Origin of the sequence: Fibrobacter sp. (assembly GCA_024399065.1) — a bacterium.
Taxonomy (GTDB): Bacteria; Fibrobacterota; Fibrobacteria; order Fibrobacterales; family Fibrobacteraceae; genus Fibrobacter.
In genome coordinates, this window is sequence record JAKSIB010000009.1 from 94977 (window position 1) to 117619 (window position 22643).

22 protein-coding genes and 1 other RNA gene are annotated in these 22643 nt (G+C 48.7%); 8 read left to right on the forward strand and 15 right to left on the reverse strand.

All coding sequences use genetic code 11. The annotated features are described in order from the left end of the window. Nucleotides 1-52 precede the first annotated feature (52 nt). A complete protein-coding gene (gene ilvB / locus MJZ25_06365; protein MCQ2123793.1) occupies nt 53-1771 on the forward strand; it encodes a biosynthetic-type acetolactate synthase large subunit in 1719 nt (572 codons plus the stop codon). Nucleotides 1772-1792: 21 nt separating this feature from the next. After that, nucleotides 1793-2287 carry an acetolactate synthase small subunit gene (ilvN, locus tag MJZ25_06370; GenBank protein MCQ2123794.1) on the forward strand — a complete coding sequence of 165 codons (495 nt, stop codon included), beginning with the start codon at nt 1793-1795 and terminating at the stop codon, nt 2285-2287. Between the two features lie 183 nt (nt 2288-2470). Here the strand turns inward: ilvN and MJZ25_06375 are convergent, their stop codons facing one another. The 4 genes from MJZ25_06375 to MJZ25_06390 form a co-directional block, all read right to left on the reverse strand. Continuing rightward, nucleotides 2471-2884, reverse strand: coding sequence for a hypothetical protein (locus MJZ25_06375; protein ID MCQ2123795.1), 414 nt, complete (start codon nt 2882-2884; stop codon nt 2471-2473). A 92-nt stretch (nt 2885-2976) separates the two neighbouring features. Continuing rightward, nucleotides 2977-3337: a transfer-messenger RNA gene (gene ssrA, locus MJZ25_06380) on the reverse strand. 244 nt (nt 3338-3581) lie between these two features. Further along, nucleotides 3582-4514 carry an SDR family oxidoreductase gene (locus MJZ25_06385; protein MCQ2123796.1) on the reverse strand — a complete coding sequence of 311 codons (933 nt, stop codon included), beginning with the start codon at nt 4512-4514 and terminating at the stop codon, nt 3582-3584. A 335-nt stretch (nt 4515-4849) separates the two neighbouring features. Next, the gene (locus tag MJZ25_06390; protein MCQ2123797.1) at nt 4850-6022 is read right to left on the reverse strand and encodes an iron-containing alcohol dehydrogenase; all 1173 of its coding nucleotides are present in this window, start codon (nt 6020-6022) and stop codon (nt 4850-4852) included. 225 nt (nt 6023-6247) lie between these two features. On the opposite strand from MJZ25_06390, the gene MJZ25_06395 reads away from it, so the two are divergent. Both MJZ25_06395 and serC read left to right on the forward strand, forming a co-directional pair. Beyond that, entirely contained in the window at nt 6248-6772 is a 525-nt protein-coding gene (locus tag MJZ25_06395) for a hypothetical protein (protein ID MCQ2123798.1), read from the forward strand. A 187-nt stretch (nt 6773-6959) separates the two neighbouring features. After that, nucleotides 6960-8078 (forward strand): 3-phosphoserine/phosphohydroxythreonine transaminase, encoded by a 1119-nt coding sequence (gene serC / locus MJZ25_06400; GenBank protein ID MCQ2123799.1) that lies wholly within the window; start codon nt 6960-6962, stop codon nt 8076-8078. A gap of 227 nt (nt 8079-8305) precedes the next feature. Here the strand turns inward: serC and MJZ25_06405 are convergent, their stop codons facing one another. From MJZ25_06405 to MJZ25_06440, 8 genes are all read right to left on the reverse strand, one after another. After that, nucleotides 8306-8638: a GerW family sporulation protein gene (locus MJZ25_06405; GenBank protein ID MCQ2123800.1), complete on the reverse strand. Its 333-nt coding sequence runs from the start codon at nt 8636-8638 to the stop codon at nt 8306-8308. A gap of 75 nt (nt 8639-8713) precedes the next feature. After that, nucleotides 8714-9577 carry a hypothetical protein gene (locus MJZ25_06410; GenBank protein MCQ2123801.1) on the reverse strand — a complete coding sequence of 288 codons (864 nt, stop codon included), beginning with the start codon at nt 9575-9577 and terminating at the stop codon, nt 8714-8716. A gap of 30 nt (nt 9578-9607) precedes the next feature. Beyond that, the gene (locus tag MJZ25_06415; protein MCQ2123802.1) at nt 9608-10498 is read right to left on the reverse strand and encodes a hypothetical protein; all 891 of its coding nucleotides are present in this window, start codon (nt 10496-10498) and stop codon (nt 9608-9610) included. Between the two features lie 20 nt (nt 10499-10518). After that, the gene (asd, locus tag MJZ25_06420; GenBank protein MCQ2123803.1) at nt 10519-11370 is read right to left on the reverse strand and encodes an archaetidylserine decarboxylase; all 852 of its coding nucleotides are present in this window, start codon (nt 11368-11370) and stop codon (nt 10519-10521) included. A gap of 100 nt (nt 11371-11470) precedes the next feature. After that, nucleotides 11471-12307: a hypothetical protein gene (locus MJZ25_06425; protein MCQ2123804.1), complete on the reverse strand. Its 837-nt coding sequence runs from the start codon at nt 12305-12307 to the stop codon at nt 11471-11473. A 94-nt stretch (nt 12308-12401) separates the two neighbouring features. Beyond that, nucleotides 12402-12836, reverse strand: coding sequence for a D-aminoacyl-tRNA deacylase (gene dtd / locus MJZ25_06430; GenBank protein MCQ2123805.1), 435 nt, complete (start codon nt 12834-12836; stop codon nt 12402-12404). A 25-nt stretch (nt 12837-12861) separates the two neighbouring features. After that, entirely contained in the window at nt 12862-13791 is a 930-nt protein-coding gene (locus MJZ25_06435; protein MCQ2123806.1) for an asparaginase, read from the reverse strand. Nucleotides 13792-13794: 3 nt separating this feature from the next. Next, nucleotides 13795-14790 carry a hypothetical protein gene (locus MJZ25_06440; protein ID MCQ2123807.1) on the reverse strand — a complete coding sequence of 332 codons (996 nt, stop codon included), beginning with the start codon at nt 14788-14790 and terminating at the stop codon, nt 13795-13797. Between the two features lie 83 nt (nt 14791-14873). Here MJZ25_06440 and MJZ25_06445 point away from each other — a divergent pair, with 83 nt between their 5' ends. After that, nucleotides 14874-15455: a hypothetical protein gene (locus MJZ25_06445; protein MCQ2123808.1), complete on the forward strand. Its 582-nt coding sequence runs from the start codon at nt 14874-14876 to the stop codon at nt 15453-15455. Nucleotides 15456-15476: 21 nt separating this feature from the next. Here MJZ25_06445 and MJZ25_06450 read toward each other — a convergent pair whose 3' ends face one another. Next, complete coding sequence (locus tag MJZ25_06450; protein ID MCQ2123809.1) at nt 15477-16013, reverse strand: DUF4416 family protein; 537 nt, start codon at nt 16011-16013, stop codon at nt 15477-15479. Nucleotides 16014-16023: 10 nt separating this feature from the next. Then, on the reverse strand, nt 16024-17292 hold the full coding sequence (locus MJZ25_06455; protein MCQ2123810.1) for a hypothetical protein: 1269 nt from the start codon (nt 17290-17292) through the stop codon (nt 16024-16026). Between the two features lie 66 nt (nt 17293-17358). On the opposite strand from MJZ25_06455, the gene MJZ25_06460 reads away from it, so the two are divergent. Continuing rightward, nucleotides 17359-19749, forward strand: coding sequence for a DNA internalization-related competence protein ComEC/Rec2 (locus MJZ25_06460; protein ID MCQ2123811.1), 2391 nt, complete (start codon nt 17359-17361; stop codon nt 19747-19749). Here the strand turns inward: MJZ25_06460 and MJZ25_06465 are convergent. Beyond that, nucleotides 19746-20447, reverse strand: coding sequence for a hypothetical protein (locus MJZ25_06465; GenBank protein ID MCQ2123812.1), 702 nt, complete (start codon nt 20445-20447; stop codon nt 19746-19748). The genes MJZ25_06460 and MJZ25_06465 overlap by 4 nt on opposite strands. A gap of 95 nt (nt 20448-20542) precedes the next feature. Here MJZ25_06465 and hisC point away from each other — a divergent pair, with 95 nt between their 5' ends. Both hisC and hisN read left to right on the forward strand, forming a co-directional pair. Next, nucleotides 20543-21634 (forward strand): histidinol-phosphate transaminase, encoded by a 1092-nt coding sequence (gene hisC / locus MJZ25_06470; GenBank protein MCQ2123813.1) that lies wholly within the window; start codon nt 20543-20545, stop codon nt 21632-21634. Nucleotides 21635-21726: 92 nt separating this feature from the next. After that, nucleotides 21727-22539: a histidinol-phosphatase gene (gene hisN, locus MJZ25_06475; protein ID MCQ2123814.1), complete on the forward strand. Its 813-nt coding sequence runs from the start codon at nt 21727-21729 to the stop codon at nt 22537-22539. Nucleotides 22540-22643 lie beyond the last annotated feature (104 nt).

The window sequence follows — 22643 nt, forward strand, 5'->3', positions numbered from 1 at the left end:
CTATATTTTCGGCATAAAATTTCAAAGTAAAACCATCCGAAAAGGAATTTTTATGGCAAATAAAACCTTAAGCGGTGCAGAAGTGATCATCGAATGCCTCAAGCGTGAAGGCATCGACACCATCTTCGGCTATCCTGGTGGATCCGCAATTCCGATGTTTGACGCAATCCTTGATTCCAACATCAAGGTTGTCCTCACCCGTCATGAACAGGGTGCAACCCACATGGCTGACGGCTATGCTCGTCAGACCGGCAAGGTGGGCGTGGCTCTCGTGACCTCCGGTCCGGGCGCAACCAATACCTTCACTGGTATTTATACTGCTCTTATGGATTCCAGCCCCATCGTGGTGTTGGCCGCACAGACCACCACCCCGAACCTGGGTAAGGACGCTTTCCAGGAATGCGACACCAGCGGTATGACTTTCGCTGCTGTTAAGCACTCCTACCTGGTGAAGGATCCCAACGACCTTCCCCGCATCATGAAGGAAGCTTTCCACATTGCACGCACTGGCCGTCCGGGTCCCGTGCTCATCGACCTCCCGAAGGACGTGACCGCAGGTGCTTGCACCGCTCCGTTCACCGACCAGATGGACCTTCCGGGCTACAAGATTCCCACCTACGCTTCTGCTGAAAGCGTCGAAAAGGCTGCAGAATACTTGAAGAAGTCCAAGAAGCCCCTCCTCCTCGTTGGCCACGGCGCAATGATTTCTGGCGCATCCCGCCAGGTGAAGGAACTTGCTGAAAAGCTCCAGGCTCCGGTGGCTTGCACACTGCTTGGCCTCGGCACCTTCCCCACCGACCACGAACTTTCTCTCGGCATGCTGGGCATGCACGGTACCGTGTACGCCAACAAGGCTGTTCTGGATTGCGACTTGATCCTCTCCATCGGCTCCCGCTGGGACGACCGTATCACCGGCAAGCTTGAAGTGTTCTGTAAGGACGCTATCAAGATGCACATCGACATCGATCCTGCCGAAGAAGGCAAGGTTCTCCAGCCGGATGTGTTCATGTGCGGCGATGCAAAGATGGTTCTTGAACAGCTCCTCCCGCTGGTTGGCAAGCTGGACACCGCTGAATGGGTCAAGACCTGCCAGACCTGGAAGAAGCGCTTCCCGCTGACCTACCCGAAGCAGGGCGGTCTCCGTATGCAGCACATCGTGCAGACTGTTAGCGACCTCACCAAGGGTAACGCCATCGTTACTACCGACGTGGGTCAGCATCAGATGTGGGTGGCTCAGTACTTCCACATCAACAACCCCCGTCAGCTCCACTCCAGTGGCGGCGCAGGCACCATGGGCTTCGGCCTTCCGTCTGCAATCGGCGCAGCATTCGGCAACACTACTGGTTGGCCGGTCTGCAGCTTCAGCGGCGACGGTGGTTTCCAGATGACCGAATTTGAACTTGCTACCGCAGCACTCCACAAGTTGCCCATCAAGATCTTCGTTCTTGACAACAAGTACCTGGGCATGGTGCGTCAGTGGCAGGAACTGTTCTACGATCACCGCTACTCCAGCGTTGACATGCAGGGCAACCCCGACTTCGTGAAGCTGGCAGAAGCTTACGGCATTCCGGGTCTCCGCATCAAGCGCGCTGCTGATGCAGAACGCATGATCCAGAAGGCTTTGGACTATAAGGATGGTCCGATCCTCATCTGGTGCGAATGCGAAAAGGAAGACAACGTGTTCCCGATGATTCCGGCTGGTGCTCCGCTCACCTCCATGATCACTGAACAGCCCAAGACTCAGCTCGACAAGCCGACAGGATCGACCTAATCACGGAAAGGAGATATAAAAATGATTTCTACAGCTCATTCTATTAGCTTGTTAGTTGCAAACCGCCCGGGCGTGCTCGTTCGCATCTCCCTGGTGTTCTCCCGCCGTGGCTACAACATCGACTCTCTCGTCGTGTCCCCCACGCTGGACCCCAACTTTAGCCGCATGAACATTGTGGCTCACGGTAACCCGGAAATCTTGATGCAGATCATCAAGCAGCTGGAAAAGCTGGTTGACGTTGTGCAGGCCAAGGACCACACCAACATGAACGTGGTGGAAAAGGAACTTGCCTTGATCAAGGTTCGTTGCGCTCCCGAACAGCGTACCGAAATCCTCCAGCTCTGCGATCACTTCAAGGCTGTTACCGTTGACATGACTGAAAACTCCATGATCATCCAGATTACCGGTAACTCCGATAAGATCGATGCCATGAAGAGCCTGTGCCAGAAATTCGAAATCGTCGAATACATCCGCACCGGTAAGGTCATCATGCTCCGCGGTGAAGACAAAACCTAGCAAGGTGAGAGTCGCGAAAATGAGTTCACTCATTTTCATGACCGAACCGCAGCAGGTTGCAGTTTCAAGCGAAGCGCAGAAACTGCCAGACTTAACGAGACGAGAGATTGTCTAGAGTAGTCCGTCAAAAAAATCCTCAGTGAAGAACTGAGGGTTTTCTTTTTTTTATTTGCTTTGATTGAATTAGAAGCCGAGCACGGCTTCGGAAATTTCGTTGGCTTCGTCGGAGCCAAAGTCGGCGTAGTCCGGATTGAATTCGCCCCAGCCATCGCTGGTTCCGCATTCCACGCCCACTTCAAAGGAAGACCACTTGAAGGCGCCGAACACATGCTCAAAACGTTCCATCAGTTCGGAGAAGAATTCTTCGGGAAGTCCGTCTTCTGCAACCATGGTTCCGTCCATGGCCAAAAGTTCTGTTTCCGGCAGTTCTTCGAAACGACATTCATACTCGTCGTTCATGATTTCATCCACAGAATACCAGTCGCCAGAATCTTCGTGAGGCAACTCTGCTTCGGGGAACTGTTCCAAGAAAGCGTCGTAAAGGGCAGAGAGGTCATCCCTGACACCAACGAAACGCATTAATATTCGACTTTCCATTTTTTCTCCTAGTGTTACAAACAATATAAGAAAACATTTGTACAAGCGGGAAGCATAAAAAAAAGACCGCAGCCTTTTGGGCTACAGTCTTTTAGTGGAGGTGAGGGGAGTCGAACCCCTGTCCAAAGTCACATCCCTGTCCATTCCTACAAGCTTTCCCTTCGCATTTAAGATCTCGTCTAATCCACGCCCAAGAAGGTCGGCGCGGACTTTGACCAGCCTAGTAAATCTCGGGACCTGCACCCAGGCATTACATTTCCCTATCCCATATTGCGTCCGGACGTACTACCCAATGGGAGTGAGTCGAGGCCCGGCGTTGCCGATTAATTAGGCAGCGAGTGCGTAGTTTTCTTCAGCACTTATTTTTTTTCAGACTTTTTAACGGGAGCCCTCGTCTGAGACCCCGGCTTGCAACTAACACTTCAGTAACCCTGTCGAAACCAGATCACCCCCGGTAATTAGTAGGATAACACAAAATATAGTAAACTTTCGTCCCTACGTAACACATATCGTTCTTTACGTGGCTTTTGTAAATTTTTGTCGAGCCACGACATTAGGAGGAACAAAGCTATTTGCCGCTTGTTAACGAAATCGTTAACTAATATGCCCATTTTTTACTCATAATCGCCATTGTTTGTTAACCAAAACGTTAACAAGTGCCGAAAACAAGTTCCAAAGCGAAGCTGTAAAAACCAAGCTAAGGAACTAGCTTCTTCGCATTTTCCAGCGCAGCAATGACCTTGTCGCACCAGGCGTTGGTGTTTTCGAACACCACAGAATTGGCCTTGTCCCCAATGAGACTTCCGGTAAAGTCAAATCCCAGCGGATCCCCCACAGCAGCAAGAAAATCAGAAGCTACATGAACAGCCTTTAGTTCTACCCCTAGGACGTTTGCGATGCTCTGGTAAACCTGATTCCAGGTCACCGTTTCGTCGCTGGTTATCTGGAAGGATTCACCAATGGCGTGGATGTTGCCCATTAAGCCCACAAAGCCCTTGGCAAAATCAGAGTTGTGAGTCATGGTCCAGAGGCTGGTGCCGTCACCGTGAATGATAACAGGCTTGCCTTCAAGCATGCGCTTGGCCACTTGCCAGCTACCTTTCTTGCCGTGAACGCCCAGAGGAATTTTGCGTTCGTCGTAAGTATGGCTAGGGCGAATGATGGTTATGGGGAAACCTTCTTCGCAGTACATTTTCATCAGGAACTCCTCCCCCGCAATCTTGTTGCGGGAGTATTCCCAATAAGGATTTGCGAGAGGCGTACCTTCGGTAATGCGGTAATCCGAAAGAGGCTTCTGGTAGGCGCTGGCGGAACTGATATACATGAACTGCTTGGTCTTGTTCTTGAACAAGCGGTAATCACGTTCCAAGGCGCTGTAGTGGAAAGCAATAAAATCGCAAACCACATCGAAGTTCAGGTCCGCAATTTTCTTAGCCACGTCAGCTTCGTCATAGATGTCAGCCACAATCTGCTTTACTGCGGGTGCGCCATCGGCAAGTTTTGCAGTCGGAAGGTCAGAAGCATCGCGATTGCCTCGGTTCAGCAAATAAATTTCCCAGCCACGCTCCACTGCCAGGCGAGTAATAGCCATGCTAATCGTTCCGGTTCCACCGATGAATAATGCTTTCATAATATCGTCACCTTTTATATGCAGTAATTTGTCAAAATGGGGTACCAAACGAGTCTCTAAAATGAATTTAGTACCCTATTTTTTAGTTTGTACGTTACGGAATTTTGTTCCCGGGGTACTAAAGACCTACATTGTCAGGTCGGAGTACCCGTCTAAAATGATTTTTTGATAAAAACAACCAGAAATTCGTTACTTTGTTTATAAAACGGGGTACTAAACAGGAGTTGTTTGGCTATTTGGTACCCCAAAACACTTTCAAGCACCCCAAAACACTTTCAAAATTCAAAAAAAAGGCGCCGCAGCTCTCTCCCTGCGACGCCTTACACCAAACAAAATTAGACAGTTGCCTTTGCAGCAATCTTGTAGATGGCAGTAACGTCGGCAGCCTTCAGCGGCTGGAAGCCCCAACCGTCACCCGGGTTCAGCTTTTCGACCATGGCAGGAATGTCTTCTTCCTTGGCGCCAAGTTCTACAAAGTTGATGGGCATACCGATGCTCTTGAGGAAGCTGCGGAAAGCCTTGATGCCGGCGAGAGCGGTGGCCTTGGGGTTTTCAAAGTTCATGGCGCAGCCGAACACGCGGGAAGCCATCTGGGCAAAACGCATAGGATTGTGATCCACCACGTATTCCATCCAGGACGGCATAATCACAGCAAGACCTGCACCGTGAGCGCAGTCGTACATGGCGCTCAGTTCGTGTTCAATGGCGTGGCTGTTCCAGTCCTGTCCACGGCCTACACCGCAAACGTTGTTGTGAGCCACCATGCCTGCCCACATAATGTTGGCGCGGGCTTCATAGTTGTTGGGATCGGCAATAACGCGGGGTGCTTCCTTCACCATGGTCATCAAGACGGCTTCGCAAAGACGGTCGGTGATTTCCACTTCGGTGGTGTTGGTGAAGTAACGTTCAAACACATGAGCCATAATGTCGGTGATACCGCAGGCAGTCTGGTAAGCCGGCAAAGTGCAAGTGAGGGCGGGATTCAAAATAGAGAAGCGAGGACGAATGAGATCGCTACCAGCGCCACGCTTCAGCATGCCGTCCACCTTGGTAATCACGGAGTCGCCGGAACCTTCGGAACCAGCGGCAGCGATAGTCAAAACGGTTGCCACCGGGAGAGCGGCAGCCGGAGCCTTGCCACTATAGAAATCCCAGAAGTCGCCTTCGTAAGGAACGCCCATAGCAATAGCCTTGGCGCTATCGATGGAAGAACCGCCACCTACAGCAAGAATGAAATCCACGCCTTCCTTACGGCAAAGTTCAATACCTTCGTAAACCTTGGTATCAATGGGGTTCGGATGAACGCCACCCAATTCCACATGAGGAACACCTGCTGCATCCAAGGATGCCAAAACGCGGCCGATAAGGCCGGACTTTACAGCAGAACCACCACCGAAATGGACAAGAACCTTGGTTCCGCCATACTTTTTGACCATGGCGCCGCATTCATTTTCGCGGTCCTTACCAAATACGAATTCCGTGGGGCTGTAGAAGTTAAAATTTTCCATATATTCCTCTTGTTTGTGGGAATAAATCTACAAGTTTATAGGCAAAATCGGCCTGAATTGGCCAATATTTTCGTTCACAAGCGAAAACATCCACTTTGGAGCATATTTTTCCTCAAAATCCCCCAATTTTTGCAAATTTTTTGTTTTCAGTGCTTTTTTTTGTTCAGTTTATGTATATATTGCCTTAAAGAGAGGCCCCACTTTTTGGGCCCCAAAAGGATATTTATGATTTCTTTCGCTGAAGCTTACAAGATTGCCGCCGAAGTCCACAAAGACCAACAGGACAAGGCTGGCGGACCGTACATTGATTTTATGAAGAATGTTGCCGATTACCTTAAGAACAAGGGCGAATCCGAGGAAGTTCAGACCCTCGCCATTCTTCAGGACCTTACCACCGGTGCAACCAAGAAGACCCCCGAAGAAATTGTCGCTATGGGCGTTCCGGCAGAAACCGTGGAACTCATCCAGAAGATGACCTACCACAAGAATCAGGGTTGGATCGACGAATACAGCTGCAAGCTTATGGCCGAAGGCGTTCCCGCCGAAGAAGCAACCTACGAATCCCGCGAAAAGGACTTCGTCCGCTTCGTAGAAACCCTTAAGGATAATCCCATCGCTGCTAAGGCTAAGTCCGCAATCCTCAACGTTTTACTTGAAGACAAGTACATCCACAGACAGGAACGCCGCGAACTTAAAACCCAGTTTAGACTGAAAAAGTACAAGGCAGCAATCCAAGCTCTTGGTGTATAAAAGAAGAAGGTCCCTTAATCGGGACCTTTTCTTTTTCCGCTCGAAAAGCAGAAAGTCAAACCTGTGACATACGTCTTATTTTATCAAAAACAGGTAAAAAACGGCTTTCCAAAACCCTAGCTTTTACTAAATTTACCCCCGTCGAAAACCAAATGGTTTTTGAAAACACTTAAAAAGGAACATTATCATGGCTAATAAGGTCTATAACTTTAGCGCAGGCCCGTCTGTCCTGCCCGAACAAGCACTCAAGGAAGCTTCTGAAGCATGCATCGACTATGCAAACTCCGGCATCAGTATTCTCTCCATGAGTCACCGTTCAAAGCCGATCGAGAACATGTTCCTCGAAACTGAACAGCTTCTCCGTGACCTCATGGGTATCCCCGCCAACTACGATATCATTTTCCTCGGCGGCGGCTGCTCTCTCTTGTTCTGCATGATGCCGATGAACTTCCTCCCGGCTGACGGCGTTGCTGACTACACCGACACTGGTGTCTGGGCAAACAAGGCTCTCAAGGAAGCTAAGCAGTTCGGTAACGTTAACGTTGCTTGCTCCACCAAGGCTGATGTGTACAACCACATCGACAAGAACCTCCAGTTGAGCGACAACGCAACCTACCTCCACGTTACCGCAAACAACACCATTTACGGTACCGAATGGCACAACTTCCCGAAGCCCAAGTCCGGCTTCCTCATGGCTGACATGAGCTCCGACTTCCTCGCTCGCAAGGTGAACGTGGAAGACTTCGGCGTGATCTACGGCGGCGCTCAGAAGAACATCTCCTGCGCAGGTGTTACCGTTTCCATCATCCGTAAGGACTTGCTCGGCAAGGTCGATCGTCAGATCCCCACCATGCTCAACTTCAAGACTCATCTCGACGAAAAGACCGGCGTGAACTCCATGTTCAACACTCCTCCGGTATTCGCAGTCTACACCATGAACCGCACCCTCAACTGGCTCAAGCAGATCGGTGGTGTCGACGCTATCGAAAAGATCAACCGCGAAAAGGCAGCACTCCTTTACAGCGCCATCGACAACTCCAAGGTGTTCGTCGGTACCGCTGCTAAGGAAGACCGTTCTCTCATGAACGTTCCGTTCGTCTTCAACCGCGAAGTTGTTTCCGAAGAAAAGGATGCAGACATGGCTAAGGACTTCATCGAATTCGCAAAGTCCAAGGGTCTCGTCCAGATCAAGGGTCACCGTTCTGTTGGCGGCTTCCGCGCTTCCATCTACAACGCAATGCCCATCGAAGGTGTCCAGGCTCTCGTCGACTGCATGGGCGACTACGAAAAGAAGATCCTCGGTTAGTCCGAGGCTCCAGGCGCGGGCATTGAGCTTTAGTTAGACGACGGAGTCGCGATAATTTAGCTTACAGTTCATAGCTGACAACTGAAAACTAAAATCCCGGTGCTTAGGCATCGGGATTTTTTTTGCGAAGGTTTATTACAAGACACAAAAAAAGACCCAGGTCTAAGACCCAGGCTTCTTTGTTTACAGATGGTTTGCGGCAACGTTCAACCGCAGCGCAACCGAACTTAAGCTTCGTCGTTCTTCTTAAACTTGTTCACCACATCAGGAACAATGTCCATGACCTTGCTTACCAGGGAACTGTCCTTGGAAATGGGCATGATGCGAACGTCATCGCCCTTGATTACGAGGAAGGCAACCGGTTCCACAGAAGCGCCACCACCAGATGCGGAAGTATCGCCCTTGCTGGAATGACCACCGAAGCCGAAGCCAACGGAAACGCGGCTTACGGGAACCACGGTAGATTCGCCGGCCTGGATGGGCTGACCGATAACGGTTTCAGCCTGAGTGATGAAACGGAGTTTTTCTAAAAGAGTTTCTGCAAGTTTTTCAATAGCCATGTCTTTAATATAGATAAAATAGGTTAAAAGTGGTTAGTGATTAGCGGTTGGTGATTAGTGGTTGTTGGTTAGTGGTTAGTAGCGGGCCTCGAAAACACGGTCTGCCGCATTAAAGAACTTTCGTTCCAGGTCAAACCAGTCAAGGTACCCCCAAACGACCACAACGCGACCACCAGCCAATTGCTTGGCCATGCCGCGGGAAACAAATTCTGCATCAGCAAATCCGTCCACAGTGAAGTAGACGCATTCATTGTCCATGGGCATGCCCTGAGGTTTCGTCTTATGAAGATTCTGAACCCATGCTTCAAAGTTTTCTGGCGTTACCAGATCCCAGCTACGTGCCACATTCCAGCGCAAGCCTCCATCGCGGTAGCTTTGCACCAGCACAGGGAACTTAGACTCTACGCCGAGGAAGTACTTTGTCTGAATGGAAGTTCTACCCTGTTCACGGTGTTCAAAGGGCAAACTGAGGAATGCCTGGGGGAAACCGCCGCGGTAGCCAGGGAACTTACGGACAAAATTTTCAAGGTCGCTACGTTCATAACGGCGGAAGCTATCGTGTCTAAAGATGAAGATTCGTTCATCAGCACGGAAGCTCTGTTCCAAGAAATCACCTCTCAGAATTGGAGCGCTTCCCTGGAACTTACCGCTATTCATGTAATAATCCAAGGCATACACGTCGCTACGGAATTCCATAATGGTCACGTCCAAAGTGTCGCCCAGCGTCACCGGATAATGGTAACGGATGATTTTGGTAAGGCTCGTATCCGGGTTGTCCAGTTCCTTGATTTCAGGAGTCGTAGAACGAATAGACTTGTACCTGATGTCGTTATAGTCCACCGGAACAACTTCTTCTTCCTGACAGCCAGTCACTGCTGCACCTAGAGCGGTCAGCAAAACCAGCGAACTTGCACGAAGAAATTTTCCGATCTTAAACATACGAGTTGAATTTAGAATTTAAAATGAAATTCATCGGTCATGACGTTCTGCATAACCGCAATATTCGTACAACGGGCACTTTTTGCAATGGTCCGTAACAACCCTGCAAATGAATCCATCCTTACCGTCTTCCAAAAAGAACTGCAAGGCATGGGCCGCGGCGTAAGGATGCTTAGATTGCACAGATTGGGACTGCGCATTTTGGGACTGCGCGGCAGCCAATGCGACGAAAAAGTCATTGGCCATTTTCTGCTTGGTGGCTGCGAGAAGTTCAGCGAACTTTTCGTCTTTGCCGGGACCAAGAATGGAGAGGTAGCGGCGGGCGCCCATGGTCAGCGGGAGCGATGGCATCTTGCTGTCGGCGGGGTTCTGCGGGTCAGCCGGACGCGTCTGCAGGCCAAGCCCTATGGGAGCGGGAGCTGTCATACGATAAATTGCTGCACAAGCCTTGGGGCGCGGGTTGCCCTTCCCCATGAAATAGATTTCACCCAGATCTCGCCACACTTCCCGAGGAGAGCGGGAATAAAGCCACTCCTCCAGATTTTCATGCCGGCGAACAAAGTGGCCTACACTCCAGAAGATGCCCGAGGCGTGTTCGGAAACAGACCAGCAACAACCATTCATTGTCGTCTTGACGCATTCCTCAATCTCCGAATCCTTCGGCACCGGAATCGTCCACAACTTGTCTTCCGGAAACTTCTCGAAAAGTAGATTCAGCAATGCGGAAATCTGAGAGAAGGAGCAGTCCTGAAAAAGAGCTGTTCCTAAAAGAGTCCAAGCAATCTTTCCATTGACGGAGGTGCATTTCCTTGCCACTTGAAGAACAGGATCCGGTACCTTGGCGAATAAATCAACAAAACCGGCGGTCGCCTTAAACAACCCCGGTTCGTCAATCATAAATCGCTTTACGGAAACGGTCATGGCCCGGCACCTATGCAGGACTAGAGGGCCTCGCCCACCTTCACAGCCTGGCCTACGCGGTTCTTGAACAATTCCGGATTGCGTTCGCGGATTTTCTTATCTACCACGAGAATCACGGTACTGCCCATTTCAAAGCGGCCAAGTTCGCCACCCTTTTCAACCATAATGGTTTCCTTGGGCTGCCAATCATAGCGCTTGCAATCCTTGGGGAGCTTGCCGGCATTGGTCAACAGATCGTTGGTATAGGCCACACCAATACGGCCCACGTTAGTAGCACCAACCTTTACCACCAGAAGTTCAGAACCATCTTCCAAACGGATGTGGCTAGTAAGGCGCTCATTAATGCAGAACAAACCTTCTACACGTTCCACGCTACCTACGTTCACCGGCCACAAGGTACCCGGGCAATAACTTGCGTCAATCACATGGCCCTTCACGGGGCTATGAATGCGATGGTAGTTGAAAGGTGCCAAATAAATGGTAGCGAAAGCACCACCTTCAAAACGGGCAGCCATTTCTTCATCACGAAGCAAATCCTTAAGAGTATAAGTCTTGCCCTTGGCCTGGATCAACTCCTGTTTGCCATCGAATGTTGCAGTCTGGGAAAGCACACCATCCACAGGGCTTACTATTTCAGAATCAGCAATGGGGCGCTTGCCGGTCTTCAAACGACGGATGAAAAGTTCACCGATGTTTGCGTAATGTTCCAGCGGATATTCAGATTCTTCCATATCCAACTTGTAGTAGCTGCAGAACCAGTTACGGGCCAACTTGGAAATTACCGGAAGACGAAGACGAGTCACCACACCGAAGGCACGGCTAGCAGCATTCTTCGGCAAGAGCTTCATAAAAACATAAAAAGCAGTATTCATAGCGATAAAGGTAGTAATTAAGTACAAGGTACGAGGTTCGAGGTTCCAGGTATGAGGTATGAAAAATTTCATACTTCATAAATCAAACTTCATAATTAAATCAGTGCGCTTCCAGTTTGCTGAAATCCACAGAGAACATTTTCCAAAGTCTGGCGGCAAAGGGTTCTGCCCATTCCTTTTCAGGAGCAACGCGGCTTGTGGTGGCAGCAGTAAATTCGCTGTAGGTCAAGAAAACCAGTTCTCCATAGCGAGCATCCCACAAGGTCCAAAGAATCTTCCAATAATAACCGCCACTCTTTCCAAGATCCGTATCCATGGTCACGTCCACCTTCACCGGAATGGAAAGGTAGCGCAGTCCGTAACGGCTGGCGATATCATTCAGCAAGTTCTTCAACTTGGCAGGCACTTCGCGGGTGTAATCCTGTTCAATTCCATCGCGTTCAACCCAAGGCGTAAAATCACCAAGGTCTGCACCATCAGCAAACTTGGAGCCCAAGAGTTGAACAGAAAGACTGTCGATATAAAGAGAGTCTGCGTCAGGAACCTTCATGCCAGGCAGCATCAGGTCGCGCTGCATTTTTGGGAATGCCTTCACAAAAAGGGAATCTTCCACGCGGGCCAAGTCAAAGTCTACCGCATCTTCGCTAAAGCTATGGCAGAATCTACAGGACTCGGGGCGTTTCGCATTCACTTTCAACGCAGGGAAAACGCCCACCACTGCAGAGGAATCAATGCGATTGTAAGCAGTCTGATTCCATTCGCGATAGAACTTTTCCTCGGTAATTTTCAGTTCAATGTCGCCACGCTTGCCGCATTCTTCGCAAGGCGTATCCATCATTCCGGAGTCGCCTCCACCGCCACGAACTTCATCATGAAGCCCAGCGCAGGATGTTAGAAATACAAGACCCAAAGACAAAAGAATTGTATAAAGCTTCATATGTATTAATTTATAAAATAAACTACTTAGATTGCTTCGTCGCTTCGCTCCTCGCAATGACATCGGTAGTTGTTTTTTGAAATGACTTTAGAGATTATTCAAGCATAATGGTGAAAGGGCCATCGTTCACAAGGCTCACCTGCATATCGGCGCCAAAGCGACCGGTCTGCACATTACCAACTTCCTTACGACATTCTGCAATGATGTATTCATAAAGTTCGTTGGCCATCATCGGATTGCCCGCACCATTGAATGTGGGGCGATTGCCCTTGTTGCAGTTTGCATAAAGGGTGAACTGGGAAACCAGCAAAAGTTCGCCGTTTACATCCTTGATGGAGAGGTTGGTCTTTCCGTTTTCATCGGCAAAAATGCGGAGGTTCATCATCTTGCGGATAAGGCGGTCGGCAACTTCGCGAGTATCTTCCTCGCCCACACCGATAAGCACCATGTAGCCCTTACCAATCTGGCCAACGGTTTCGCCATCAATTTCCACTTTAGCTTCAGTAACTCTTTGAATCAAGAACTTCATAAAAACAATTTAAGAAAAAAGGGAACTAGGCGCGGGCGAATATCTTGCGGATCTTTGAAATGCTGTTCGTCTGCGCCAAGGCGAGGCGCAAGAGGATTGCAGCCTTCTGGGGCGGGAGTTTTCCTGCCGCGATGGCGTCGGGAGCAAGGCTTGTGTTCAGCGTTACGGTACCGTGATTGATGCGGGAGCTGACAACCACAGGCAAGGGCATGCTTTCCATGACGCGGGCAAGGCTTGCCGCCCACTTCAAGCTGAATTCACCTGCGCCGGCTCCGGCGACAACGACACCTTCGGAGACGCTGGCGGCGTATTCAAGAATTCGCGGGTCGGAATCCACACCAAAATAAACCACATTCACCTTGGGCAGTTCCTGAAGATCGCTAACGTCAAAGAAAAGCGGGTCCTTTGACGCAGGCATATCGTCAATATCCATCGGCTGCAACTGGCTGGCGCTGCACTTCTGGACGCGTCGGGCATCGAACAATTCTCCGCCGAAATACACCCATACATTATTTTCCGTAGGTTCGTCATCTACAACAAAGCCCACAGCGGCCCTCACCGCACCAAGCAAGTTCGCAGGCCCGTCAGGATCCTTCGCCGTCGCCGGCCTCATGGAGCCCGTCAGTACCACAGGCATGTCTGTTCGCAACGTAAGGCTCAAGAAGTAGGCAGTCTCATCCATGGTATCGGTTCCATGGGTAATCACAACCGCATCCGCCTCAAGTTCGTCAATTCGTCGGGCCAACTTCAGCCAGATTTCCGAAGTCATATCATCGGAATTCACATTGCAAACCTGTTCCACAGTCACATCGGCATAATCCGCAATTTCCGGGACTGCGGCAACTAAATCAGCGCCAGCAATCTGTCCCGAGGTATAGCCAAGGTTTTCTCCTGGCTTACCCACTCCGGCAATCGTTCCGCCAGTAGCCAAAATCACAACTTTCTTCTTTGCCATATGTCACCTGACTTCATCCAGCAACTGTTCTGCAGTTACAGAATAAAATTCTTTCAAAGCCTGTTCCGCACCGAGGTTACGGATACTCTGCACAAACCTTCTGAAATGTACAAAATCGTTATTTCTGTTCAGCAAGCCGCGCACCATTCGTTCCGAATACCAATAAAGTCGTACTGCGTTATCAGTGCTATTTTCATTCACAAAAGGTTCCGTCAACGCATTCAAAGACGGCACACCACCCTCGGGTCGTTGCATTCCCGCGCGAGATCCATCAACCACCTGTGCAATACCTTCATTAATCCAAAGAGGAACCTTGGAACGAGTCATTGCACGAACAAACCCATGAGTCAATTCGTGAAACAGCATCGGGCGATAGACTTCTGGATACTGCATCATATTTACAGGAACGCGAAGCTTTCCGTCAAACACAGCCCCTACCCATTCAGGCCTTGGTCCAACGCCTTGATAATCAGCGGCCTCATGCAAGACCAAACTCATTTTATTTTCCGGATTGAATTCAAACAGTCTGCACAAAGAATCATAAGCCACTTCCAGCACAGACAATGCCTCCAGAACATCGTTCCTTGCAGGTCTTCCATCAAACTCTAAACGAAAATGGGCTGAGCGTTCCAGTTCCAAAGTCGCCATTTCACGGATCAGCAAGCGGGACTTTTCCGTCAGGTAATCAAGGTCCTTATTTGAATAGCCCAGTCCTGCAATATAGCCAACACAGTCCTCGTATCGTTCCTGTTCAAACAGAACACCAGCCAAGTGTAAATGCAGATTTTTATCATCTGGAGATTCTTGCAATAGCAGTCGGACATTTCTTTCTGCGCAATTCCAATCGCCCGACTCCAAGCATTCATTTGTCTCGACAATCAAAGATTCATGTTTTTCAAAAGCTTCTCTTTCTGCGGACTTTTCCTTGATTACACGAAGTCCTCCTACAAGAACAAGCAGGAGCACCGCGACAAGAACTATATTCTTCAAGGAATTCATTATATTTTAAGGTAGCAAAAAATCAGCAATCAACAACAGCAAAAACTTTTATGCAACATCTATTCAGGATTCTACTTGACAATTTGGCTCTAGGCTATGGAGCAGAAGGTGTTGCTGCCACAAGCGGAATTTTAACCATCATCGCCATATTTCTTGTAATCATCATTGGGGCAATCATGAACCTCATTGAAAGACTACAGCTTAATCTGCTTGAAAAAATTCTAGGACTTAAGGCCGCGTTATTTATCTGCAATTATTTCACCATCGCAGGCACAATCATTCACGAATGCGCCCACGCGTTGTTCGCCATTTGCACCGGAGCAAAAGTTACGGAAATCAGTTTCCTAGACACCAAAGGTGATTCTCTTGGACACATCACCTATGTCGTTCGCGGTCCATTTTTCATGAAGGCGATTCAGCACTCGCTTTGCGCTTGCGCGCCTGTTTTTGTCGGGCTCCTGTGCGAAATCATTATCATCAACCAAATTTTCTATGGAACTTATCCCATTTGGGGACAAATCATTTTGTGGTACTTGGCCATTTCTGTTATTGACCACATGTCCATGAGTCCCATTGACATAAAGCATTATTTCCAGGGAATCTGGGCGGTGATCCCCATCGTCTTCGCCATCATCTTTGGGTACGGCTACTTTATTGTAACTTAGATGATTTTTTGAAACAAGTTTTTATCTGCGACTCTCGGCTTTCTTAAATTTCTCTCGAATCAGCTGGAGGTCGTGCTGGTAGGGGTTGCGGACAAAGTCTTCAAAGGCCCAGCTGGTGGGATGGAAAACACCCTTGGCATAAGTCAAAAGCATATCAAGCCACACTCCCTTTCCTGCATAAAGCTTAAAGGGGCCACGTTTGTAGCTAGGCAAAACGACCTTATCCAAATCCATATACCCGATGTCAATATTCACATGACGAAAATCCGTATTATCGCTGGACGCCGTGGTTAGTTCAAGAGCGTTGCTACGTTCCTTTTCATCCGCGATAGTTTCAGGAGAAATGGTCTTTTCAAAAGACACAACTCCACGGTACAGGCCATCACCCATTTCTGGAGTATAGTAAGACGTTTTATCGAAAGCAAACAACTTGCCCTTGTGGCGAATGGGGCCCCAAGTTTTTTCAAGCATATCTATAACGGCAGGATCCCATTCTGCACCTTTTTGAAGTACAAAGGCAATCAGCTGAGCCTGTTCTGAAAATTGAGAAGCCTTCATTTTCAATCCCTTAGTGAGGATAAATCATCAAAGATGCTCGCAGTGTATAAAGCTGCTGTTCCGTAAAAGGAATCAGATCAAGTTCCGTTTCCAGCGGGAACATGACATTTGACGCATCAGGGCATTTCTTGTAGTATTCATCCGTTGAAGCACTGATAATCTTGACACGAGGCATCATCCAACCATCCAATTCCAAATCTTGGTAAACCTTCTTGATTTCATAGGTGCTTAAATATTCACAATACGGGGTATCTTCAAATCCATCTTCATAGTTGGACAAATCACCTAACTGCTTCAATTCTACGTTGGTCGTAGTCGTATGTCGTAATCCAAAGAAATGGCCTATTTCATGAACAGCTGTTGCCACAATCGATGCTTTATTTAGTGCATCAACCCCACCCACTTTTTTCACATGGACTCCAAGAACAACCGTACTTCCTTCACCGCCACCCATATTGCCACTAAACAAATTGCTAAATCCCAAAATTCCATTGTCATTGATATAGTCTACCAGAACAATATCCAGAGCATTTTCAACTCCGGGCCAACCACCCAGTTCACTCAACATTTTGTCGTCAGAGGACCACCCCGCAATCCAAGGCTTATCAGCAGGATATTTGCCTCCCAAAGTAGGATGTTCATCTGCATAGCGCACATACAACGTATCTATAGTCACGCTGGTATAGTAGCTTCGCATCGTTGAAAGCAAATCACTGGCTAACTCGTCGATGGTAAAGCCATCTAGTCGGGAAGCAACGTTTCCCACTACAATCAAATTTAAGGACATACGATCGGAGTAAGCACCTTCCGCTGTAAGGCGAACATTATTCGTCGTCCCCGCATAATAGGTTTTGTTCTGTTCCAGAGTCATCGCCCAAATGGCTTTGCCTATTCCATCACAAGAAAATCTGTAAACGTATCTTCCATTTTCGTTTTTACCAGACACGTTTTTCACTTTAACCAAGCTGACGTAATTTGGCTTATCTGGTTTTGCAAATGTTTTGAACAATTGTAATGTCGGAGCTTTTCCAATAGTTGAATCCACATCAAAAGACAATTCATAAACCGCCTTCGAATGGGCAACCATTGTCAACCCATGAGCCAAGTCTGCAGAGGCGGAATCATTTCGAGCCATATCATTCGGGAACAACCTATAACGAAGCACATTATCCGGAAGCAAGTTGAATTCCGTTTCATCCGGGCCTATGGTGCAAGAAAAAAGAATTGACAGACTCGCCAACAAACAAAATTTCAAAATAAAATCACAAATCTTTTTCATAAAAAAGTTCCCAAAATCAACAAAAATTCGTGTATAGAGATAGTCATCTCGTAATATAGGTTTTAAATGGGTTTTAAGAGTAGCAACAAGGCAATTTTTTGGATTCAATTAGAGCAGTTGGTAAAGCCTCTTTCAGGAAAACCAGCTCTTTTAAGTTCTGCAGTCATCGTTGCAGCGCTAGCAAGCCTTGATGAGCCCAATTTTTCCCTTTTTCTGCTATGTCCCATTATTCTTATTTCCCATGTTCTACCCCGTTATTTGCAATGGGTCATTTTCATTTCTCTTGCCGCGGGAATCCTCAGCCACAATCATTTTTCATCAAATCAGAATGAATTTCTAGAAAACTGCTCCAAAGTTTCTATTGCAAATGAAGGTTGCGGATTCGTAGAAAGTCTCCAAGCTAAGTCCAGCGGTTACGCAATCATCATCCAAGTTATTGATTCGACTCAATCAAGTTATCGAATCCGATTAACCGAAAAAAGGAACTTTGAAATATTGCCTCTTCCAGGGGATTCCATTTGCTTTGAAGCCTCATGGTACCCCATCAATCCACCAACCGTTCCTGGAGCATTCGACACAAAAGGCTGGCTAAAATCCCAGGATCTTGTTGCTTTCGGAAAATTCAAACATTGGACAGCACACAAACATCACTGGACTCCTGAAAGAAGTTTTTTCTTTTTTAGACGATGGATTGGTCAGAGGTTTTCCGATTACCTGGAACCTGCAGAAACAGGGCTTTTATTGGGATTGCTCGCCGGAGATCGTTCGGGAATTCCAGATGCGTTGAGAAGTGATTTTCAGAGGTCCGGTCTCGTCCACGTCCTTGCAATTAGCGGTTTTCACGTGGTGCTTTTAGCGGGAATGCTCATGGTATTTTTGAAAGCCACAGGACTTCCCCACAACGTCGTGCGAATCGTCGCTGTAGTCCTCCTGCTCTTATACATTCCCGTAACAGGAGGTTCCCCTGCAGTAAGACGAGCCGTATTGATGTTCGCCGTTCCGCAGCTAGGAGCATTTTTTCAGCGGCAAGCCAACACCTTGAACAGTCTTGGCGTCGCTCTTTTATTCATCATGATTCCCGAGCCCGGCGTTATCTGGAATCCCGGTTTTCAACTTTCCGTGGCAGCCACCATGGGAATCCTTATCAGCGGCCCCATAAGCCCTTTGAAAAAAGTTCCCGACTTCCTTCGCAAAAACAAGATCTGGTCATTATTCCAAAACTTCATTCTTGAGCCAACCTACGTTACGTTATGCGCCACACTTTCTACAGCGCCATTCCTTATCCATCATTTCAAAACCCTTTCGCCATTTTCCTGGCTAGGAAACATTTTCGTGGTTCCAGCCATTTCCATGGGCATGCAAGCAGGACTTTTCGCTTTGCTTTCTCCACTTGACTTTTTACGAGAGTACTTCTGTTATGCAGCTCAATTTTTTCTTAGGCTAGCAACATTACTCACAAACAAATTATCAGACTCATCCCAAGCGTCAATAACCGTAGGTCCTTTCGATTCCAGTTTCCTTCTTCTCTGCGGGATTTTGATTTTACTTTTACCCCTATGCCGAGAGAACAAGATTGCTCGCAATTACGCCTTCTTTTGTCTTATAGCATTTACTGCGGCATTCACTTATGGTAGTTTCCAAAAGGCCTCCCATCCCTCATGGAAATTAACCACAATCGACATCGGCCAAGGGGACAGCCACCTCATCACCACCCCGTCTGGCAGGCATTTTCTCATTGACGCAGGAGACTCTGAACTACTTGGAGGCAAAGGGAAAAAAGACTCTGGCAAAGATGTCATCGTTCCTTATCTACATCACATTGGCGTTTCTACACTGGACGCCCTTATCATCACCCACCCTGACCTGGACCACTACGGAGGTTCCCTGTCCATCATAAAAACATTCCCGGTTAAAGAACTTTGGATTACGGATTGTGCCCGAATTGAGAACAAAGAAAGTTGGCAGAAAGTCATTTCCGAAGCGCTACGACGAAACATCATTGTCCGAGACATTGAACAGGGGTTTATGTGGAATGAAAAATTTTTTGACTTGCATGTCCTTCACCCCAATACCAAAGTTTGCTCTGACGCAAACACCCAAAGCATCACCTTTAGGGCCAAGGGTCTAGGCCATTCAGCCGTTCTTACAGGAGACCTCACCATTGCTGGAGAAAAGGAAATCTTAAAAAAGAAAGTCTATTTAAAAAGTGACATACTTAAACTGGGGCACCACGGTTCCAAAACTTCCAGTAGCAGGGATTTCCTGAAAGCCGTCGATCCGAAGCTAGCCATCATATCCAGCGGCCGGCGAAACCGATTCCGCCACCCTAGCAAAAAGGTCATCCAGCGACTGGATTCCCTTTCACTACCATACCTAAACACTGCTGTCGTAGGAACTATTGATGTTATTTTCAGTAAGGATTCTATGATTGTTCAGACGATGCTGGAACCGAACTAGAATGCCTGTTGAACAAACAGGGCGATTTTCTTGCCGCTGTTGTTGTCCTTCAAGATACCGATATCAAAGTCAAGACGAATACGAGTTCCACCCAAGTCAACTTCAGCCTTGGGAATAATGTCCGTCATGAAATCCCTGATAGGATGCCTTACGGTGGAAGAAGCAGTCACTTCAATCATAAAGAGGAAGTGATCGCCGAAATGCAATGTGGGTTGAGTCGCCAATTCCACAGCAGCCCATCCATCACCTTTATTCACGCCATCCAAAACGCCAACTCGCGCTTCGTAATAGTTGGAGAAGACCTTTGCAATGTAGTGTTCCTTGCCATAAGTCAAAATGACTGCGGTTCTGTCATTACGGTTCAAGCCAAAATAACCATCCAATTCAATAAAGCCAGAACTACCCAGACGATAACGGCCACCGAAATCGATGGATGCAACCACATTACCAAGACGGTTGTAGGCAAAAAGATCAATCTTGGCACCAAGGTCCCAATCCTTTGCAACCTGTCCAACAAGATTGATGGGGAAAAGTACTTCATCACCAAAATCAGACTGAAGGCCAACGCCAGCAGCCAATTTCGGTGCCGGACGACCATCGGGTCCAAAAGTGTAGCGCATATTCCAAATTCTATCTACGGCAAAAGAACTTGAGGCGAGCATACCCACCACAAGGCACACGATAGATACTAAAGACAAACGACTCCTATCCATATAACCCAAACTTAATTAATTTTCAGCCAAAAAGGCACTCTGTTTGCTAAATTTGGGTCAAAGTGTAAGAGGTTTTTAACATGATTGAGCCGCGTCCAGAATTATCTAAGCTTTCTGACTACGTTCCTGGCAAGTCCATGGACGAAATTCGAGCAAAATATGGTCTTACCGATGTGGTAAAGCTGGCTTCCAACGAAAATCCGCTGGGTCCCTCCCCCAAGGCCAAGGAAGCCTACCTGAAGATTGTGGACACCTTGCATCTGTATCCTCGCGGCGACGCCCCCACCTTGATTAACGCCTTGGCTGATTTCTATGGCGTAAACACAAACCAGCTGGTGCTGGGCAACGGCTCCGACGAAATCATCGACATGGTAGGCAAGGCCTTTATCCGCCAGGGCGACAACTGCGTGGGCATTACCCCCACCTTCAGCGTCTACAAGTTCACCACCCTCTCCAACGGTGCCGAATTCATCGGTGTTGGTGAAGGCGATCAGAAAACCGATTTGAATAAGCTGGCCGCAGCCATCAACGACAAGACTCGCGTGGCATTTATCTGCAGCCCCAACAACCCCACTGGCGTTTACTACACTGGCGATGAGCTGAAGGAATTCCTGGATAAGGTTCCCGCAAACGTGATGGTATTCCTGGATGAAGCCTACGCTGAATTTGCAACAGCAGCTGATTACCCCCGCATGTTCGACATGTTGGCCCAGTACCCCAACTTGCTTATCAACCGTACCTTCAGCAAGATCTACGGTCTGGCAGGCATCCGTCTGGGCTACGCCATTTCCAGCGAGCAGATCATCAAGGCCATGTGGAAAATCAAGCCGCCTTTCGACATTAACCTGGCAGCCCAGGCAGCAGCAATCGCAGCCCTTAGCGACAAGTACCACGTGGAACGCACCCGCCAGCTTAACGCCGATGGCATCAAGATTCTCAAGCCTTTCTTTGAAGGTCTGGGTTTCAAGGTTCTCCCCACCCAGGGGAACTTCATCTGTGTCCACATCGGTCCCAAAGCCAAGGAAATGGTACAGTTCCTGGAAGAAAACGGTATGATCATCCGCGGCCTCACCAGCTTTGGCCTGCCGGAACACGTCCGCATTACCCTTGGCAAGCCCGAGGAAAACAAGTTCCTCATGGACCTTGTGGAAAAGTGGGCAAAACAGGTATGAGGGCGCAGCGGCGCTGCTTTGAGGTATGAGGGCGCGACTTCGTCGCTTTGAGGTGTCATCCTGAACGAAGTGAAGGATCCAGAGAGGTTACAATGAGTGCTACAAAAGAAAATCTTGATTTGTTGAACATTGCCTTGAAGGCCGCAGAACTGGCTCAGGGTAACATCTTGAAGTATTTCCAGAATGACGTGGGCGTGGAATGGAAGGCCGACAAGACTCCCGTCACCATCGCCGACAAGAGCACCGAAGAACTTTGCCGCGAATTTTGGGCAAAGGAAACCCCGGGCTTCGGCGTCATTGGCGAAGAATTCGGAATTGAAAGCCCTGATGCTGAATACCAGTGGGTCATTGATCCCATCGACGGCACCAAGGCATTCATCCACGGCGTCCCGCTGTTCGGAACCTTGATTGCACTGTACCGCCGTGGCGAAGCTATCGCAAGCCTTATCCGCATTCCGGCCATGAACACCGCCGTGTGGGCAGTGAAGGATGGCGGCGCATTCCTGGACGGCCGTAGCGTCAAGTGCTCCAAGGTGGAAAAACTTTCCGACGCCCTGGTTCTTTCCGGTACCGTCAACACTATGGAAACCGCAGGCTATGGCGAGCAGTACGCCGCCGTACGTCGCGCTGCACGCCTCCATCGCGGTTGGGGCGACTGCTACGGTTACTACCTGGTTGCCGCAGGCCGTGCCGAACTGATGATTGACCCCGTAGTTTCCCTCTGGGACATTGCACCGTATCCGCTGCTGTTCTCTGAAGCCGGCGGCAAGTTCAGCATGCTGGACGGCAGAACCGAACTGTTCGATGCCAACGGCAAACCCGTCGCCCCCATTTACGAAGGCTACACCAGCTTCGCATCCAACGGACTCATCCACGACGAAGTAGCAAGTTACTTCAAGAAGTAATTCCACATTTGTCATCCCGGCCCCTTTATAAAAAAAGGAACCCACCCGCCAAGCGGGTGGTTCTTCATATACGGGCCCTGCCCTAGGATACTAGCGACGCGTTC